At 37.0% G+C, this 19,979-nt stretch carries 11 protein-coding genes; 8 read left to right on the top strand and 3 right to left on the bottom strand.

Going from position 1 to position 19,979, the window contains the following annotated elements:
• Positions 1-333: 333 nt before the first annotated feature.
• From AACU25_RS30360 to AACU25_RS30370, 3 genes are all read right to left on the bottom strand, one after another.
• Positions 334-2,154, bottom strand: coding sequence for a tetratricopeptide repeat protein (locus AACU25_RS30360; RefSeq protein ID WP_190445639.1), 1,821 nt, complete (start codon positions 2,152-2,154; stop codon positions 334-336).
• A 164-nt stretch (positions 2,155-2,318) separates the two neighbouring features.
• Positions 2,319-2,789 carry a tetratricopeptide repeat protein gene (locus AACU25_RS30365; protein ID WP_096582040.1) on the bottom strand — a complete coding sequence of 157 codons (471 nt, stop codon included), beginning with the start codon at positions 2,787-2,789 and terminating at the stop codon, positions 2,319-2,321.
• Between the two features lie 440 nt (positions 2,790-3,229).
• Positions 3,230-6,493, bottom strand: a complete 3,264-nt coding sequence (locus tag AACU25_RS30370; RefSeq protein ID WP_096582042.1) for a CHAT domain-containing protein — start codon at positions 6,491-6,493, stop codon at positions 3,230-3,232.
• A 308-nt stretch (positions 6,494-6,801) separates the two neighbouring features.
• Here AACU25_RS30370 and AACU25_RS30375 point away from each other — a divergent pair, with 308 nt between their 5' ends.
• From AACU25_RS30375 to AACU25_RS30410, 8 genes are all read left to right on the top strand, one after another.
• Positions 6,802-7,305: a tetratricopeptide repeat protein gene (locus AACU25_RS30375; RefSeq protein ID WP_096582044.1), complete on the top strand. Its 504-nt coding sequence runs from the start codon at positions 6,802-6,804 to the stop codon at positions 7,303-7,305.
• 542 nt (positions 7,306-7,847) lie between these two features.
• Complete coding sequence (locus AACU25_RS30380; RefSeq protein WP_096582046.1) at positions 7,848-9,242, top strand: hypothetical protein; 1,395 nt, start codon at positions 7,848-7,850, stop codon at positions 9,240-9,242.
• Positions 9,243-9,246: 4 nt separating this feature from the next.
• Positions 9,247-10,497: a DUF1822 family protein gene (locus AACU25_RS30385; RefSeq protein ID WP_096582048.1), complete on the top strand. Its 1,251-nt coding sequence runs from the start codon at positions 9,247-9,249 to the stop codon at positions 10,495-10,497.
• A gap of 316 nt (positions 10,498-10,813) precedes the next feature.
• Positions 10,814-13,336 carry a CHASE2 domain-containing protein gene (locus AACU25_RS30390; RefSeq protein ID WP_096582050.1) on the top strand — a complete coding sequence of 841 codons (2,523 nt, stop codon included), beginning with the start codon at positions 10,814-10,816 and terminating at the stop codon, positions 13,334-13,336.
• Positions 13,329-14,078: a DUF928 domain-containing protein gene (locus AACU25_RS30395; protein WP_190445640.1), complete on the top strand. Its 750-nt coding sequence runs from the start codon at positions 13,329-13,331 to the stop codon at positions 14,076-14,078. The genes AACU25_RS30390 and AACU25_RS30395 overlap by 8 nt, the downstream gene beginning before the upstream one ends.
• 91 nt (positions 14,079-14,169) lie before the next feature.
• Positions 14,170-16,329: a caspase family protein gene (locus AACU25_RS30400; RefSeq protein WP_199347195.1), complete on the top strand. Its 2,160-nt coding sequence runs from the start codon at positions 14,170-14,172 to the stop codon at positions 16,327-16,329.
• Between the two features lie 617 nt (positions 16,330-16,946).
• Entirely contained in the window at positions 16,947-18,668 is a 1,722-nt protein-coding gene (locus AACU25_RS30405; protein ID WP_096582056.1) for a toll/interleukin-1 receptor domain-containing protein, read from the top strand.
• Positions 18,665-19,972, top strand: coding sequence for a tetratricopeptide repeat protein (locus AACU25_RS30410; protein ID WP_096582058.1), 1,308 nt, complete (start codon positions 18,665-18,667; stop codon positions 19,970-19,972). The genes AACU25_RS30405 and AACU25_RS30410 overlap by 4 nt, the downstream gene beginning before the upstream one ends.
• The last annotated feature ends 7 nt before the right edge of the window (positions 19,973-19,979 follow it).

Here is a 19,979-nt window from a genome sequence, read left to right on the forward strand (position 1 = left end):
TTCATTTGGAAGTCCCCAAACCCCATTATTCAACCTCGAAACTTAAAAGTTGCATCTCTGTACTTAAAGTTTTGCTCGCAAATCTGAAACATTGGGGACTTCCAAGAAATAAATTACTCAGCAAAAATCATAATTTGACATCTCTTAAAATAATGATAATCATTCCGAGGGGGTGAGAGGCGGTTGCCGACGGCAACCGCCTCTCACCCCCTAAAAACACAGAAAGGTTGCCGTTGAGGAGTGCGAGGAGACCAAAACAACTGCTGAAAGTTACTCAATTAAATAAAAATTAAGTATTTTATTACTGATTTACTCAGTAATAAAATATACTCGTTAACGACGAGCAGTGAGAATGTAGTTATCAAATGTTTCTTGATCCAACTGCTTAACTAATTCTGGCGATATTTGCACTGCTCGCTCATAGTCAGAGATTGCTTCCTGCTTATCTCCTTGTAAAGAACGCACCAAACCTCGATAGTAGTAGGCGTTAACTAATTTCGGAGCAAGTTTAATGGCTTGATTGAGATCACTGAGTGCGCCTTGAAAGTCTTTGAGTCTGGCGCGTGAAACTCCTCGTGTCACGTAGGACATAGGATATTCTCGATTTAGTTTGATCGCTTGATTTGTGTCAGCGATCGCACCTTGAAAATCTTTCAGCCTTCTTTTAACCGCTCCCCGAAAAGCGTAACCAGGAGCATACTTGGTATTTAGTTTGATAACTTGATTCGCGTCAGCAAGTGCACCTTGAAGATCTTTCAGCACTATACGAGTATTCCCCCGACCCAAGTAAGCCTGCTGCTCTTGGTAAGCATTACTATATTTCGGGGCAAGCCGGAAGGCTTGGTTAAAATCTGCAAGCGCTTTTTGAGGTTTATTAAGAACGCTTTGGATCGATCCTCGACTTACATAAGCACCAAAAAATGTTGGGTCGAGTTTAATTGCTTGAGTATAGTCTGAGAGCGCCCCTTGATAATTATTGAGACTAGAACGAGCAGATCCTCGAAATGCATAGGCGTATATTGCAAATATCGTTCTAAAAGGGAGATTGTTATATTGCTTGATTAAGTCAATAGGCCGATTGCGCTCAACTAAAGTCCAAATATAAAATAAGTTGTTGGCATCAGATACGAAATTATCAAAGTCTACCTTGCGAATATAACTAGAGTTCAGTTTGGAGTTGAGTTGGATAACCTGAGTGAAATCTGACGCTGCCTTTTGATACTCTCGAAGTGCGAGATATGTTATCCCTCGATAAAAGTGGAGTAGTGTCTGTTTTTCGGGGCTAAGTTGAGCAATTTGTAGAACCTTGGTATAGTCTGCAATCGCCCCTTGATAGTTATTGGTGATAGAACGAGCAGCCCCTCGAAATACGTAAGCTTGAACATTTTGAGGATTTTTGTTGATTGCTTGGGTAAAGTATTCAATTGCCTTGGGTTCATCTCCTCCGGCAAAAAGGTCTGCTCCTTTTTCAAGCAGATCGTTACTGGCAGAAGCAGTTGAATTTGAAACTACTGCTGTAGAACTAGGCTTGGTAGCATTTCTAGGAATGTCTGTCTGCTCCTGTCTCTCTGTCGCAGGAGTATTTGTACACCCTAACTCCTCCCGCAGCATAGCCGTCTCATTAGCATCCAAAACGCGACCATCTACTTTAAAAGATGAATCTTTGCATAAAACAGTTATTAAATCTACATTATTAGGCAGATTCCTTGCCGCGTCGGAACCGGACATCTTTCTGACCCTGTCCGCCAGCTTTTGTATCTGTCGTCGTGTTAATCCTGCACGACGTTTGGCTTTTTCAGGATAACAGACAGTATCGTTTACAGAGGTGTCTGGCTTGATGGGGGTATCTGGTGTTTGGGGAAAACGAATCCGTACATCTCCTCCTCGAATTTCCCAAACGCCAACCCAACTAGAGAGTTGACCACTGATGAATCTTACCCTGCTAGTTTCAGGCTCAAAAAGGTATTCTCCTTCTCCATAGCTTTTAGAAGAATAAGTTCCGTTACCATCAAGCTCTATCTCTCCCAAAATGCTAGAGGGAGCAACAGTTGGAAACACAGGATTATAACCAGCACAATTGTAAACAGCAGCAGGTGGTGGGTAATCAAGAGGAACAGCAGTTCTTTGAGCATTAGCTCGTTCAGTTATAAACACAGCAATGCCTATGCAGAATGGGTAAAAGAAAAATTTTCTGATGTGATGTATTCTCATGCAAAAGACCCTAAAAAATTACCGTAGATTGCATGTTTGAAATGATTGATGGTTGTAACAAAAAGGACTGACTTTAAGAACGTAAGTGCGGTCGCTTGTTCAAATTCTTATCGATAGATTGCACCCTTGAATTTTTGCGCTGCATTATAGATTTTTTGATTGTTTTGTTGGCGAGACCAATAAGCTGCCCTTCGCGCATCTAAATAGGCATTGTATCTGTCTCCTAATTTGTATAACGCCATAGAACGAGCAAGATAAGCAGCAGCATAACTGGGATTATTCACAAGTGATGAATTATAGGCTGCAATCGCACTCTGGTATTCCCCGTTTTGATAATATTGAAAACCCTGTTCGAGATAGGTGGTCGCAAGTTGAGGATTAATAGTTGAACGGGGAACATTCGTATTGTTTGTTTGATCAGAATCTGGTGCACCAGGTATGATTGGAAGATTTGGTGCGCCAGGTATGATGTCTGGATTGACCCACTGTGCTTGTACATTAACACCTAACCCTACTAAAGATGCGAAAGATACCAAGCTGACAGATAAATTGGCGAAGCGTTTGATGATTTTGTTCATAGTTAGAATTGATGATTGGAAACTCAAAGGTTGGAAACTTCTACATTGATAGGTAGTTATTTACTATGCGGTAAGCAAGCTACACGATAGCTGTAGAATAGCGTCATGTAACATTTGTTGCTCCCACTGACTCCGATAGCAAAATGGCACTCAGCAATAAAATGTAACCATTTGGGCGATTGGATTCTCCCACTCTGACAAAAGCGTCTGAGGAAAGCGATTGCATTCCCAATGGATGTAAAGAAACATTTCTGTTTTTTAGAAGAGGGATAGGTAATGCAAAAGAAACAATTATGCAGATATGCTTTATGAAACGGTTCATGTTTTTGATTCCTTTTCCAGGTTGTCTTGTTGCTTACATATATCTCCCATAATCAGGAGGTTATGTAAGAATTTGCGGAAATTGCGTCAGGTTTTGCAAGCATACTAAGGCTCAAACCTTACAAACTTTCCCCAATCAAAGTAAACCCCGCCCAAGCTCTCGGATCGGGGTATTGTTTCATAGTTATTAACATTGCCTGACGAAGCGCTTGAGCTTTATCAGATGTCTGCTGCATTTGCCGATAAAACTCTGTCATTAATAACTTTGTCGAGTCATCTGGTACACTCCACAAAGACACAACTACACTGGGAACACCCGCTGCAATTAAAGAGCGAGAAAGTCCAATAACTCCATCACCTTTAATATCGCCCTGTCCTGTTTGACAAGCACTTAATACTACTAGTTCGGCTTTTAATTTCATGTCAAAAATTTCACTAGCAGTCAACAAACCATTATTCTCTTTTTTTTCTCCTTTCGGAAGATTATCAGGTGCCAGAGCAATCGCTCCTGGTACACCAAAGCCAAAATCATTAAGTAGTCCGTGAGTTGCTAGGTGAATAATTCTTGCATTCACCATCTGTTGCTTGACAGTGGATTTAGTAGCTTGGTTACCAACTAGAGATTTAGTGTTGAGAATCTGAGCAATCTCACGAGCTTCCTTCTCTGCATTTTTTAAGGGGTTCAACTTTTCAGGCGCTTCTCCTTTCTTGAGAGTAATGCTTGGCATATTGGGGTTACCTACAACTAAAGCCCCATTTCCTGCAACTTTTTGTCGTTGTTGATGTGTAAGTTCCAATACCTGAATTGCAGGTGCGGTGAGAACAGTGTGTTTTTCAATCAGATATTTATTTTGCTCGTCTTTAAGTGCAGGGAAAGCAACTAGAAATAATTCATTTTGTGGAATGAAGATAACTCGCTCATTGGGGTTTTTGGGTAAATATTGAGCGATTGGTTGAATTAACAATTGATATAGCTTTTGATATAGCTTTTCTACATCTTCAAGCTGTATCTTGTCGTTAACTGGATTTACTGGTTCAACAATGCCACGATTATCATACACTCCAATAGCTCTACGACTTGCTGCAACTAAATCTTTTAAAGGTGTATTGAGTTTTTGGAGTTTAAATGCTACTTCTCCAGTTGGTTTAACTACCCAAATATAAATTTCGGCACCATCCCATACTAGCTGATCCTCATCATGAGTACCATCATCATAGTTAGGAGGATTTGGTACTGCATATTCTACAATTGTGGCATTTTGTTGTTTAGCGATTTTCTGAAGCTGTTGAATTTTTGGAGATGAAATTTGAGATAAGTTAGTCGTCAATTTATCATTACTTTTTGCTGATAACCGTGATGCTAGTAAGTTAATAAATGCCCTAGCTCTACTGCGTTCAGCTATTTCTAATGCTTCTGAAAATTTCTTCTGATCTATTAAAACTTTTTGCAACAGACTATAGTATCTAGCCTGGGTTTCAAAAATGGCAATCCGATTACCGTCTATTACTAATTTATCGCGCATCGCATCAAAAACATTCACTGCTCTATATAAAGCATTAGTAGCTTCCGGTAGCTTATTTGCTAGATAACTAGTTATGCCACTCTGGGCAAAGATATTCGCCTCTTGTAGTTGATACCCAGTTTCTTTGGCATAATCTCCACCTTGTTTGTAATATTGAATTGCTTCATCATATTTTTTCTGCTTCCTATAAAACTCTCCAGCCAGGAAAAATATAACTGGTTTATATTGAGAACTTTCAACACTCTTGCTAAGTTCTATAGCCTGTTTAAAATATGTCTCAGCTTCCTGATAGTTTCCTAAATCAGTGTAAGCATTACCAATCTTAGCAAGGGCATATGCTTCCAAACTTGTATTTTGAAATGCTCGTGCTTGTTCTAAACTTTCTTCAGCTTCCTTTAAATCTTTTTCTGCCTTGGCTATCTTTTCGGGAGATTTAGTAGAGTGAGTTGATTTAAGCTTGTCTGAAGATAAATTTTTTAGCAAATTAGAATTGTTTGAACCTTCTTTCGCATTCCCAGCAGCCTGACAAGCTTTGTTTCCTTCTTCATATCGACCTAGAAATTTGTATGCGAGACACATCCGCAAATAACTCAATTGAATTCCATTGTTGATTACTGTCTCTTTAGTCTTTGTAATGGGATTAGTAGTCTTTTTGACTTGAGCGAGGGATGAAAGCAATATTTTTAATGCATCTTCGTAAGAATTGACTGCTTTCTCATACTCAGTTGTATCAAAATAAATATTGCCAATGTTTACTAAAAGCCATCCTTGATCTGTATCCTGAAATAGCTTGTCTCCACGAGAATTAGGCACTTCTGTCTTGATAATTTTCAGAGCTTCTTGATAAGATATCAATCCTTGCTCTTTCTTATCCCATTCCTTGTAAGCATCACCCAACTTGGTATAAGTTTCTCGTAATTGAGACCGAGAATTTTTATCACTTTGGAAAAGCTGTAAAGCTTGCTTGAATGTTTCTACAGCTTTGGAGTACTGGTTTTGGATAGAGTATGTGTCCCCCATTCCCAAGAGTGCTTTTCCCTGTCTGCGGGTATCGCCTATTTGTTTAGCAATTGTTAAAGCTTGTTGCCGATCTTGTAGTGACTGATTCAATAATTGATAACCAGTTTTATCCTTGTTTACAAGTTTGTATGTACCAAGTGCATGATAAAGGTCGCTACGACTATTTAAAAGACTAATTTCGAGTTGGCGTTGGCGCAGTTTGTCATTAGGAGTACCGTTAGCTTTGCGTATAGCTTCCAAAGCTTGTCCTATAAAATCAATTCCTTTGTCAAGGCTTTGAGTCGTTAAGTAAAAAGCAGATATACATTTTAATGCCAATGCTTCGGTTTCATAGTTTTGACTTTCTTGAGCTACCGCTAAAGCTTTTTGACAATATTCATTTGTGCGCTGAGTATTTCCCAAATGTAAGTAAGCAAGTCCCCAATTACTCAACACTCTTGATGTTGAATCAGTATCATTAATAGCTTCAGCAATGTCTAAAGCTTGTTTATAGTAAGTAATCGCCTGCTTGAACTCACCCAAATAATCGTAAACAGTGCCAATTTTTCTGAGCGCGGTACTTTCTCCCTGGCGATCTTTAATTTGACGGTAAATTCCTAAAGTCTGCTGAAAAAGCTTTAACGCAGCTTGATTTTGATCGCTATCGAACAGTTCATTACCTTGTTTGAGCAGTCTATCTGCTTCGGTTTTACGAGCATTTGCGCTTTGGGCTAATACTTGTGATGTTCTCAATGGTACTAGTTCCAAAGCTCCCAAGGGAAATATCAGGTAAAGCGCCAAAGAGGTAAGGGTGAGGCGTTGCAGAGGTTGAGCTATTGGGCGATAAAGACTACGACGCATAGGTGAAGTGTAAATATGCTTAGAATTACTTACATATATCTTTGATTGGTGAGAGGTTATGTAAAAGTTATGTAAATATCTGCGGAAACTACGGATTTTAGGCTTTTTTACTATTTGTTTTTTGATGATTTTTCTAAAAACATAGTAAATTATCTATCAAATATTTAAATGAACTATTAATACCAAGCAACTAACTTGATTTTCTTGTGATTTTTTTACATAACCTTTATTTACCAAAAGATATATGCAGTTAAAGGAACAACCGATATGGTTACCACAATATCCTGCTATAAAATAGCGAACAAATCATGAATAAACTTAAGTCTGCTGGTATTATCTTAGGAACTTTGGCAACGCTAGTCAGTTTTGGTAGGAAAGTAAACGCACAATTTATCGATCCCACTCCCATAAATCTCTATGCTATAGAACGGGAGGTATGTCTAAAAAATAACTTGAGAGATGAACCCAGATGTAAAAGATTCTTTCCTGACTCTAATGACTCTAACTCTAGCTCGAATTCAAGACCTATAAATAACTCAACAGATATTAAACAACTAATGCAACAAGGAATAGAGGCATATCAAAAAGAAAACTATTTCGTTGCAGATACGGCTTTTAGCCAAGTAATTAAATTACAGCCTAATTTTGCGCTAGCTTATGCATTCCGGGGTTTGATTCAAATAAAACAAGGTCATAAGCAAGATGCATTGGTCAACTTGCAAAAGGCAGAGAATTTACTTCAAGAGCAGGGAGAGACTAATTCTGATGCTTATAAAAGAATACAGAGACTAATCGAGATGCTTCAAAGATAGTAATCTATAGCAATCCAATTAGATTTTTTTTGAATCTAAGTAGATGTAGGGTGTATTATCGTCGGAATTACAGCACCGCAGGTTTCGGACAGTGTTGTACCTTCAGCAATAATGCACCCAATGTTTATTTCAAAAATCAGATATGAACCATACATATTGGCATTGATTCAAGTTTGATAAATTTACAGTTAAATATATCAAATATCTAAATCTGTAGCTAATATTCTCAGAGTTATCACTGGTTAAAAAAGTAAAAATTAATTAATACTACTTAAGATAAAGCAGTCACAAATATCTGATTCGGTAGCTTTTACCCCTCAGACTGTTCTCCCTATCTAGGTAAATCGACTCAAAAATTGTTCACCAAAAAAATACATAACTTCAAATTTTCCAAAGATATAGCTAAGTAGAGAGTGCTGGAGTCTATTAAAAGGTAATGTATATTCAGAAATTTTGCAAAATACTGTTGTTTAGGAGAGCTAGGTGCGATTTATCAAACCTATCTCACTATCACTAGGGAAGACACTACAAATCTATCATTTATGGTAGCCAAAAAGTATCTAAATCAAGTCGGGATGGGTAGAGCATCAAAATATTGGCTCTTAATCAGCATCAATAGTGTTGGTAAAAGGTGTTGTGATGAACTAACGGAGAGCAAAGAGTTTTTCTTGCAGCAGTTTCCAGGATTTGTTGAGCAAGAAAATATACCTGAGCGAGATATTCAACGCCAACTCATGCAGTTATATAGCCATGATGTTAATCTTCAGCAATTAGCTCTTGGTTGTCTGCGGTGTTTTATCTCCAATGAAATTAAAACCATTTGTGAAGCACTAACCCAGAAGTTTGGTCAAACACATGACTTTACTATTGAAGAAATTTTACCGCTGGTGCTCGATAGCCATCAAATTCCCTTCTCCCAGACCCAATCTTTAACCACAAAGATTTTAGAGACTTTTGACCCAGAAAAAAGTAATTTATCAACTTGGACAAACAGGATACTCAAAAGCGATCGCACAGTCAAACAGTTTTTACTAGAACATGGTATAGAACAAGTCACTGACTGGATGATTCTCAACTACACCACAGCAGGAAACTTAGCTCGTATCTTGTCAGATTACCAGCACACACAAATCGAAATTGACCAAGCACTCCGATTACTCGATAGCTATCATCAGGTTTATCGCACCCATCTTTTACAAATTCGTAGAACTGGGGCTAAAAGTAGATATCCAGAGCCAACTTTTGAGCAATTGCGTCAAATTGGAGATTTGTGTCAACAAATCACATCTCCTGAAGAAATTCGAGAACATCTGCAAAATCTTGCCAGGTTACTCAGAGAAGAACGCATTCGTGCTAGAAGAGGTTTACCTCGTTTAGAGCTTTTGGCAGATGACATCCAAATTATAGTTCCACAAAAATACGATCAACCATCAGCATTTTTAGCAGATTATCAGCAGAAATTTGATCAATGTCTATTTAAATCGGCAGATTTGGTAATTCATGCTCGATTTGAATATTTACAAGGTAAAAACAGCATCAGGTCGCTAAAAAAGGCAAAAAAATATATTAAAGCCCTTCATTTGTTTCATTGTGGCGGAGTTTCGATGACAGAAATAGCCAGCAAATTAGATTTAACAGACCAACCGGAAGTGAGCCGACTATTAGAACTGAAAAATTTACGCAATGATATTGGACGCAACACTTTATCCTGTTTACTTAAGTGTGTTATGGAAATATCTCAAGAATATGTTACTCCCTATAAACTGCTAGACTTAGAGTCAAAAATACAAGCTATCTTGGAAGAGGAAATTCAAACTGTAATTGAGCAAGCAAGAATAGATGCAAGTACTGGGGCGCAGCAAGTAATTAAAAACCAGTTAGCTCAAGCTATTTGCCGATATCTCTGCACGCGAATAGAAATCAGAGAAAGGACGTAGTGTTATGTATTTACAAAATGATGCAACCGATGATTATTTTGAATTTAGTCAATTTTCCGAAATAATTACCCTAGAATCCGAATATTTGACTGAAGCTATAAAATTTAGTCAAAATTCTCTCAATAAATCTAGACAATGGCAGATTTATTTACAATATTTAGCATTTTTTGCCTGTCATGCTTGGTTAGAGCAACGGGAGCCTACTCTTGCAATTAGTAAAGCCGAACTTCTAGCTTGGCAATCTCAATATTCTAATGTAATTGATACTGCATTTAATATATCTATCGGAAAATTTAAAGTTTGTCTTATTCCTACTATTACATTCAGCGCTGAAGAAGTTATCATACCCAGAGCATTAGTAGATTTACCAGAATTTAATGCCCACTTTTATGTAGTAATTTCTCTCGCGGAAGAACTAGAGTTAGCTAGTATCAGGGGATTTTTACGTTATGACCAACTCATTAAATATCAACCAGAACTACAACCTGAATTAGATTGGAATTATTGCTTACCGCTGACTTGTTTTAATAGCGAAGTAAATGAACTATTGCTTTATTTGCAATGTTTATCACCAACAGCAATTACTTTACCAGAAATTCCGAGCGAGCGCCAAAATCTTGTAACCACCATTCAGCCAGAACTATTAAATTTATTACCCCAACTACATAAATCTCCTCTCTGGCTGGTTTTGACTTGGGAACAAGGAGTAGCAATACTAACAACACCAGATTTATTGCAGATTTTGACTCAGCCAACAGTCAATGTCAGGTCTTGGTTACATCATCAATTACATGAGGTAATACCAGAATTTTCTTGGCAGGTATTAGCACCATTATCACCATTACTGAGAATCAAGCAAACCCCTGAGCAAGAGTTAGAAAATATTCTCACCAACATTCAGCATACATATAAAATAGATATTCCCAAATTAGCAGGTCGTGCCTATCAAGAGATAAAACTAGAAAATCCGCTAAGATTGTATGCTGTTACTTGGTCATTACCTGATGAAAACCCAGGATGGAATTTACTGCTAATATTGAAAAATATGGCTAGTAACTCTTCTAGCTCTGGATTTACATTGCGAGTAAGTGATAAAACAGAGATTTTGGTAGAAGAAGAACTGCAAACTAATCATCAACAAGAATATATATTTACTCTGATCGAGGGAAGTTACGACGATCAGTTTTTAGTGAATATTACATCCACTAATGGACAAACGCAAACATTGCCACCATTGGAATTCACTAGAGAATAGCAAAATTTTAGACAGCGATCGCACACTAATGTTAGCCAAATTGATATTTGCTAGATAATTACCAGCTTTTTTAGCATTAATTATTAAGAAAAATTAAAAGAGTGCTTCCAAAATTATTATTCTTCCGTAAATTTCTACATATCCTCCCTCTCCTGAAAGATATGTGAGTTTGAGTAGATAATCTATCTCGTCATCATATTACCTAAATGCACTGATGGACTGTAGTTGTTATCTGCTCTGCATTGATTAGGAGTAATTGGGTTAGGAATGCTGGTATTGGGAGTAGTTCTAGATAAAATCTCAGAAATCAAATATTATGACGACAACGCGAACATTTTTTTATCTGACAGTGACTCGCATCCAGTCAGTGTGTCAATTTGAATTACAAGGACAAGGACAGAAGATTACTGAGCAAGTTGATTATCCTTTATCCTTAACTCAAAATTATGAAGATTGGCAGAAAGCTTATTTAGATTACTATCAACATATACGCGGACGCAAGACCATCAATCATTTGCAAAAGCAAGAATTAACCAATATGCACTTGCGCGGATGGAAAGTAATCAATAAAAATCTGCGCGGTAGAAAAGTAATCAGTGGCGTTGGTAAAATTACTGTTGACCGCAACAAACAACTTAAAGATGCAGAAGCTCAATTGTTAGATGAATTTCATCGCTGGTTACTGAGTCCTGATTTGGTAAATATTCGCCGTGAAATTGCTAATGCTGCTAGAAAACTCTCCGATGAGCAACAGTCAGTTGAGGTTTTTTTAACTTGTAACCCTATAGAAATAGCACGATTACCTTGGGAAACTTGGGAAATTGGTACAGATTTAGGTATCCCAGAAAAAATACAAATTTATCGTACCCCAGCTACCATTCGTAATCAACCAGTCCGTCCTCTGCAACGTAAAGCCAGAATTTTGGCCATCATTGGTTATGATACAAGTTTAAATTTTGAAGCTGATCAGCAAGAAGTCGAATCGCTTAAGTCAATAGCAGAAGTGGAGTTTGTTGGCTGGAATACAAAAACAACTAAAGTACTAAATCCAGAAAATGCAACAGAATTAAAAACTCAAATATTTCATGCAATTAATGACGAACGTGGTTGGGATATTTTGTTTTTTGCTGGACACAGTAATGAAACTATTTTAACTGGTGGAGAATTAGGAGTTGCACCCAATGTTTCTCTAGCCATTCAAGATATTGAAGAAGTACTCAAAAAAGCACAAACTAGAGGACTTCAGTTTGCAATTTTCAATTCTTGTAGTGGCATAAATATTGCTGAATCGCTGATTAACCTAGGTTTGAGCCAGGTAGTAGTGATGCGAGAACCAATACACAATCAAGTCGCACGAAAATTTTTAGTGCAGTTTCTTCGGAGTTTGGTTGGATACAAAGATGTCCATCAGGCTTTGTTAGATGCTTGTCAATACCTCAAACAACAAGTAACGCGTTTTTCTTACCCTTCCGCTTATCTTGTCCCTTCACTATATCGTCATCCAGATGCAGAACTATTTCGCTTGAAATCTTTTGGGTTTTGGAATTCCATTAAAAAGTGGTTACCAAAACCTAAAAATGAGAGTTGGTTATTATTGCTTTTACTTATTAGTTTATTACCTAATGTTCAAGATTTTTTGTTAGATAAGCGGATTTGGCTGCAAGCTTTTTATCGCCAATTTACCTATCAAATTCCAAAGGATGAGTCTCCTTTATTTTTAGTTAAAATTGATAATAAGTCTATTAATCAAGATAAAATTAAACAGCCTTACCCATTAGATTATGGTTATTTAGCAAATATAATTCAAAAACTTTCTCAGGCAAACTCTAAACTAATTGGTGTCGATTATATTTTAGATCAAGGTGAGCAGCAGAAACAGAAATCCAAAAAACTCAATCAAGCCATTCGTGCTGCTGTATCACAAGAAAGCTGGTTTGTATTCGGTGCTTTATATCCTCAAGATGAAACCAGCTTAATTGAAAATAGTAAAGAAACTGTAACTGCTGATATTGCTAACTTGCATTGGAGTATAGCAGGTGATATAAATATTACTAAATGGTATGTTGAATTACCAAGTAATACCAATTGTTCTCATAGTTGTCCTTTTAGTTACCTTTTAGCTTTATCTTATTTTTTGCAGCATCAAAAGTCATTGCCTCCTAATTTACCAAAACCTAAATTGTCCAACCAAAATGATTTTCGTGATGCTATTATCAAATCTATAATTTCACAAAATACAAGATATAATTTTTTGCAAAACTTACGCTTACATCCATTATTTAATTTTCAACAGTTTTTTCAACCGATTCTGGATTTTTCAATTCCTCCTACGCAAATTTACAAAAGTGTATCTGCTTGTGAGTTACTTGGTTCTTGCGAGTCAGAAATCAAAATCCCCAATAACCTGAAGAATAAAGTAGTCATGATAGTACCAGCAGGATATGAAGAAGCTGGTATTAAAGGTAAGGGTGAAGATAATGAAACTATACCTTCAGCAATTTCTTTCTGGAACGGATGGGGTGAAGGGATATTTTCTCGAAGTGCAGCCCATGCATACATGGTTCATCATTTACTAAAACAAAGATTAGTAGTACCTATACCAGATTTTTTCATAATTTTATTAAGTGCTTTTTTAGGAAAAGCACTTACTGTTAGAATGTTAGAAAATTCGCCTAATAAACCAAAAATATTCAAGAGATTCTGGGGCATTTTAGTTATTTATCTTATAATTTCATTACAGATTTACACCTCCGCAGCGATTTTACTTCCCTGTTTTTTTCCATCAGTAACTTTGTGGAATTACATCCGAATTACAACAAGGAGAAACGTTCGTGAATAAAGCCAGATTATTAAGATTTATTGTGTTAATAAATGTATTAATAGCTAATTTATGTATAGCAATACCAAGCGAAGCCACGGTTAAAAAACAATATCTTCAAAATTTACTGCTCAATAATAATAATAATACATATATATCATTATTATTAAGTGATTTATTAACCATATTTCGCCGTCAAAAAGTTCCAGCAGGAGGGAGAGGAGACATATGTGCACTCGCTCCCCAGAAACTAGTAGAACCAGGTTCATCAAGTAGTACAAAAAACAATATACCTGTTGAGATTTGGAGCTTAAAACCCTTATTCCTATGGAAAATAAAACAAGGAACGGTCAAGCAAATTCAGTTATTTAAAGATGGTAGTAATAATGACTTATGGAAGGGGAACGGGGAAATTGCACTAGGTCAAACCAGCATTATTTATGATGGTGAACCACTACAACCTGGTCAGTTATACCATTGGCGTTTACATATTCCCTTCCCGATAGAACAACCATCGTTTCAAATTATGGAAGAGAAAAAGCGTAATGAGATTACAAATGAATTGAAACAAATAGAAGCACGGCTCAACCAACAAGGAGCTAGTGCAGAGACGATTACATTAGAGAAAGTAGATTTATTTGTAAAGAAAAACTTATGGTCGGATGCACTACGAGAAATCTTTGCAGTAACGAATCCTTCGCCAGAGTTCAAAAAGATTCAGCAGCAACTCCTATCTTTTGAATATTGCCAAACCAAGGATTAGGATACCCCAGCGACAAATATTTAAATCATGTAGGTGTCTTACTGCGCTCTGATAAATATCTAAGAAATAGCACTGAAAATATAACATATTTATGGTCAAACGTCGTCATTTTTTACAATTCTCTACTTCAACTTTAGCTACTTTGGGATTGAGCCAACTTGATATTTGGCATAAAGGAAATCGCTATGCTCAAGTTTTGGCTCAAGATACACCCCGCAAGTTAGCACTATTAGTAGGAATTAATAATTATCCCAATCTTGAAGATAATAATCTAAATGGCTGCATTACCGATGTAGATTTACAGCAAGAACTTTTAATTCATCGCTTTGGGTTTAAACCTACAGATATTTTGAGATTAACGAGTTATCCAAAAGATATACAACCTACTCGTCAAAATATTTTAAAAGCCTTTGAAGAACATTTAATTAAACAAGCAAAACCTGGTGATGTTGTAGTTTTTCATTTTTCCGGTCATGGTTCTCGCCTAGCTGAAGTTGACAATATTAAGGTAAATAATGATGATTACAATAGTACTTTAGTTACAGCAGATGTTGGCAATGACCCTCTTGCTAGGGATATTATGGGACGGACTCTGTTTTTGCTAGTTTCTGCTTTGAATACAGAAAATGTCACTGTGGTGCTAGATAGTTGTTACTCTGGTGGTGGAACAAGGGGCAACTTATTAATTCGCTCTACACTTAACAATGACAGAAAAGCCTCTCTAGAAGAAATCGCTTATCAAAAAAGTTGGATGAAACGGCTGAATATTAATGCAGAAGAACTTGCTAAAAAACGGCGTGACAAGATTCGTAAGGGAGTAGTTTTAGCTGCTGCTCAAGGAGATCAAATGGCTGCTGATGCTAACTTTGATGATTTTTATGCTGGCGCATTTACTTACTTGCTAACACAATATTTATGGCAACAGACAGGTAATGTAGGAAGCGCGATCGCTCAAATTACCCCCGTACTCAAATCAGTTTATCAGCAAGTTCCTAAAGTAGACGGAGAACAAAAGCAGCCAGTATATTTTATCAATAATAAAGTTCCTCCAATTGATGCAGTCATTATTAAAAGTGATGGTGAAAAGGCTACTTTATGGTTGGGAGGAGTAGATAAAGAAAGTTTAGACACATTTAGAGAAAAAGCTACTTTTTCAATTCTAAGCAAAGAGGGGAAAATCTCAGGAGAGGTGGAGTTAATTTCTCCCCGCCGTGGCTTAGTGGCTGAAGCAAAACTCATAAAAAAAGGAAGCATAAATTCTCTCCAAGCGGGAATGCTCCTGCAAGAATCAACTCGCATAGTTCCGGCTGACTTAAAATTAAATATTGGTTTAGATCCTTCCTTAGGTCAAGATATAAATGCAGCTAAAGAAGCACTAAAAGCTATCAATCGCATTCAACCAATAACAGCACAAAATCAAAAACCACCATATCCCAACGATGTGCAATACATCTTCAGTCGAATGACAGCTGCTTATCGGCAAAAATTACAGCAGCAATCGATAGCAGCTTTACCAGATGTTAACAGTTTGGGTTTATTTACCGAAGGATTAGAACTAGTATCGGAATCTTTTGGGAATACAGGAGAAACAGTAAAAGATGCAATCGAACGTTTAAACCCTAAATTAAAGTCCATGCTGGCAGCTAGTATTGTTAAGAAAACCCTCAATACTAATTCTTCAGCACTGGATGTAGAAGCTGCAATATATTTAGTAGAACAACCCGATAAAATTATAGCAAGAACTGCCACAAGACGCAGCAATAATCATCGTGGGCTGTTAGAAGAAAAATATTCTCATAAGATAAATTTGCAGAAAACTTTCCAGTTTCGAGTCACAAATCACGAATCAAATCCTGTCTATTTTGCTATCTTAATATTTGATTCTAGTGGTGATTTATTTGTCGTATTTCCTTATGAATGGAATGATGCTGAGGAATCAATGTTATTAGAAGCAAACCAATCTATTGATGTTGGTAATCCATTTCGGGCAGTTGACAAAGGTACTGGAGAAGCGTTAATTATTATCAGCCGTAAACCGTTAAAGAATTCAGTAAGAACAATGTCAGCTTTAGCTAGAGAACAAAAGCACGCTCGTGGCTCATTGGTATTAAGAGGTAAATCTAAAAGTGCAGATGATGTTATTGGCGATTTACTGGACGATTTAAGAGATGTACGTGCTGGAGGTATTGTGGCCACACCAGTTAGTAATTCTGATATAGCTACTCTCTCAATTACTTTTGAGATTGGTTGATTTGTCCAGAAGATTTTCTCAGATGGTGTAGATCAAGAGACCCAAGTGCTTTGGGTTGGCAATATAACTCTCAGTTGAGTTTATATCACCCCCTTAAGTAAATCGTTGGCGAATTCTTAAAACATTTAACTAAACAGGTTAGTTCACTAATGAAACAATTAATGTTATGCGTGACGTAGATCAGTGTCAAAACCTGAGAAGGCGGTAGAGAATCGATCTAGTTGTCTAGAACGTATATTTAAAGACAATAAGTTGTTGACGGTTGGTGTTGACTGTCAACTTTTAACTTGTAGAGAGAATTTTTAATGATACAGGCGAGCCAGGTAAGTTTCGCACATTTAGGAATCGCTTGTTATTTTTAGTCGCCAATAGACAAGAATTAGAGCTGAGAGTATTTGGCAACTGACTTATAAAGGACAGAATTACACAGTTACTTTTTACCCTAAAGTTTTTGATGAAATGCCTTCTCTACGATTAATGAATTTTGGCGAACCCTTGTTTGAAGAACTGCTTAAATTAGTTTTGATTTGACAATCAAGCATTGAATTATAAGTATAATGAACTACATAAAAAAATTGTTTTCTTCTGACTATTCTTCTACCTAAGCAAATAAAGTCATGAATTTTGGTTCTGATGCCCCAAAAGTTTTCATTAGCTATAGCCATGACTCTCAGGAACATAAAAAGCGAATTTTAACCCTTGCTAACCGTTTGCGAGCTGAAGGTGTGGACTGTAACATTGATCAGTACGAAGAGTCGCCTGCTGAGGGGTGGCCCCGGTGGATGATGAATCAACTGGAATGGGCTGATTTGGTAGTTGTAGTTTGTACTGAGCAGTACGATCGCCGATTTAGAGGCCGAGAAGAACCAGGTATAGGACGAGGAGTTACTTGGGAAGGAGCTATTATTTCTCAGGAGCTTTACGATTCTCATGTCAAAAGCACAAAGTTTGTCCCTGTTGTATTTTCTTCTAAGGACGGAAATTTTATTCCGATTATGGTTCGCGGGTTTAGTCGGTACGATTTGTATACCGAAGAGGGATATCAAGCCTTCTACCGTCGCCTCACCAATCAACCCTTGAACCCAAAACCGCCACTTGGTGAAAAGGTAGAACTTGCGCCGCGTGTATTACCACCATTACCAGTACGCGATCGCAAACAAACTTTTTCCAGAACCCGCAGCTTTTTTGCTTATGACGAAGCTTGGGTTGGTAGGGAAAGGTTGATTAAAGAGTTGAGCGATCGCGTCCAAGCATCCTGTCGCTTGCTGATTGTCGTTGGGATCGCAGGCATTGGTAAAACGGCACTTGCTGAACGGTTAGCTGTAGAATTGCAAGACTGGTTTGATGGAGACTGGAGTCGCTTTCATCAGGAGAATTTTGACAACGATGAACAAGCTGCTGATTTTAGCAGTGTTGCAGTGCGTTGGTTAGAGAAATGGGGCGAGTTAATTACACCAGATGACCGAAAAGATACGCAACAATTATTAAATCGGTTAGTGAAATACTTAAGCGAGAATTGTTATTTAGTGCAGATGGATTCTCTGGAGAAAATTTTGCAGGGTAATGAGGAAGAAGGCTGGAGTGATTTTAAGGATGAATGGTGGGTGAAGTTTTTTAACGCTTTTCTGAAGATAGAATCTTGTCTGAGCTGCATTATCTTAACTTCTCAAGATTTACCTAAACAAATAGAGGAAGCAGGTACTCGTTGTCGTAATTTTTGGCACTCTCAATTGTTAAGTGGGCTAGATGTGTCTGAGCGTTTAGATTTATTTACTAAGACTGGCTTGGACGTAAGTCAAGCAGCTATCGGTAGACAATACCTAGAAAGAATTGGGGCTGCTTATGAAGGACATCCTCTGGCACTACGGATTGTTGCTGGAGAAATCAAAAATAAGCCTTTTGATAGTAATGTGCTTGCTTACTGGAATAAATATGGAAACGAGGTAGTGGAGGTTGAAAACGCGCTCGCCGAAGCCCAAGAAGGAAAAATCTTTGGTGAAGATAACTGGAAACTGGATCGCTTGACTCGTACCTTGCGAAGAAATGTGCGTTCTCGCTTAGAAAAAGCTTTTATTCGTCTGAAGAAAGAAGCCAAATATGCTTATATATTACTTTGTGAAGCTTCTGTTTACCGTTGCCCAGTTTCAGAAGATTTTTGGTTGAGTCACCTTGAGTATTGGGATAGAAATGAAGATGAGCAGATAGTTGCTCTGGACACTTTGCGCGATCGCTATTTGGTTGAAGAATTAACTGACAACACAAATCAATGTTTACTTCGGCAACATAATTTAGTTCGTAGCGTATCACTTGACCATTTGAAAAGGTTAGATGAACCATGATCAATGCTTCTAGAGAAACAGATAAATCAGTTTTAGCTGAGTTTGGTATTGACCCTTCTAAAATTAAGTTTATAAAACCAGTTTGGAAACGTGCCTATTACCAGGCTGTCAATAACTGGCTGACAAAATATAAAACTCAACCTCATAGCTCGACGTTAGAACAAGTACGAGGTTATATAGAAGTTTTGCATTATCTTAGTGAATTGAAGGAATGGATAACTATACAGCATGTTTTCCGTAAAGCTCTTCCTGTTAATCCCTCAACACTCAATATTTCACTACCTTTGTATGAATACTTACTTTTTAGAGAACTTTCTAGAGAGTTATTAGCAATCACTGAAGATATTATCAATTCTTTAGAAGATTCAGCGCACGATCTAACTTTTATCAAAATGCAAAAGGCAAGAGCCATGTCGGCTCTGACTGATAAGTTGCAAGATTCTCAAAAATTATTTGAAGAATTATTGCATAATACAGAAAAAGATACACAAATTAATCTAGAATCTCTTACTTATCTTGGAATACGCCAAGTCAACTCAGGATTATATCAAGAAGGTATTAAAAATCTCCGGTACGCCTTAATTAAAATAGAGGATAATGAAAAATTTATATTAAATGAAAAGATTCAAGAATTGAAAACTGATATTTGGGAGAATCTAGCCTTTTATGAAATGAACTCAAGTCATTTTCAAGAAGCAATTCAACTCTATAAAAATGTAATAAATATCAGGACAGAATTGGATTTATCCCATAGGCTAACCCACCCCTCAGCTCATTTAGGAATCATCATGAGGAAAATGGGTGAATATGAACAAGCACTTTATTATCTAGAAAAAGCAAAGGAGATAGCAAAATTAGTTGAAATAGAAAGTCAAACTTTTTGGATTAATCATCATTTAGCTTATGTTTACCTAAATAAAGGACAACCTGATTTAGCAGAAGAGTTGTGTATAAATTCGCTTGTAGGACATAAAAAGTTTAAAAATCAGTGGGGAGAATCTGACTGTTATGAACAATTAGGATTAATCGACTTAGCTATGAGTAGATTTAAGAATGCCGAAAGTAATTTTAAAATAGCACTGAACATTAGGCAATCTCTTGGTAATCTTCACGGTACTGCTAGTTGTGTTCTAGATTTAGCGCTTGCTTCATGGCATCAGCGAAGATTTATTAAAGCAGTTTACTATCTATTTAGAGGTTTTTATCTGTATTACAAACTTGGCGTGTTAAATATGACAAGAGTTCGTAGAATGATTAAACTATCTTTTGGCTGGACTATGGGCAAAAGAAGAGGAGCCATGTAAAACAGTA

The organism is Tolypothrix tenuis PCC 7101 (assembly GCF_963874875.1).
GTDB lineage: Bacteria > Cyanobacteriota > Cyanobacteriia > Cyanobacteriales > Nostocaceae > Aulosira > Aulosira tenue.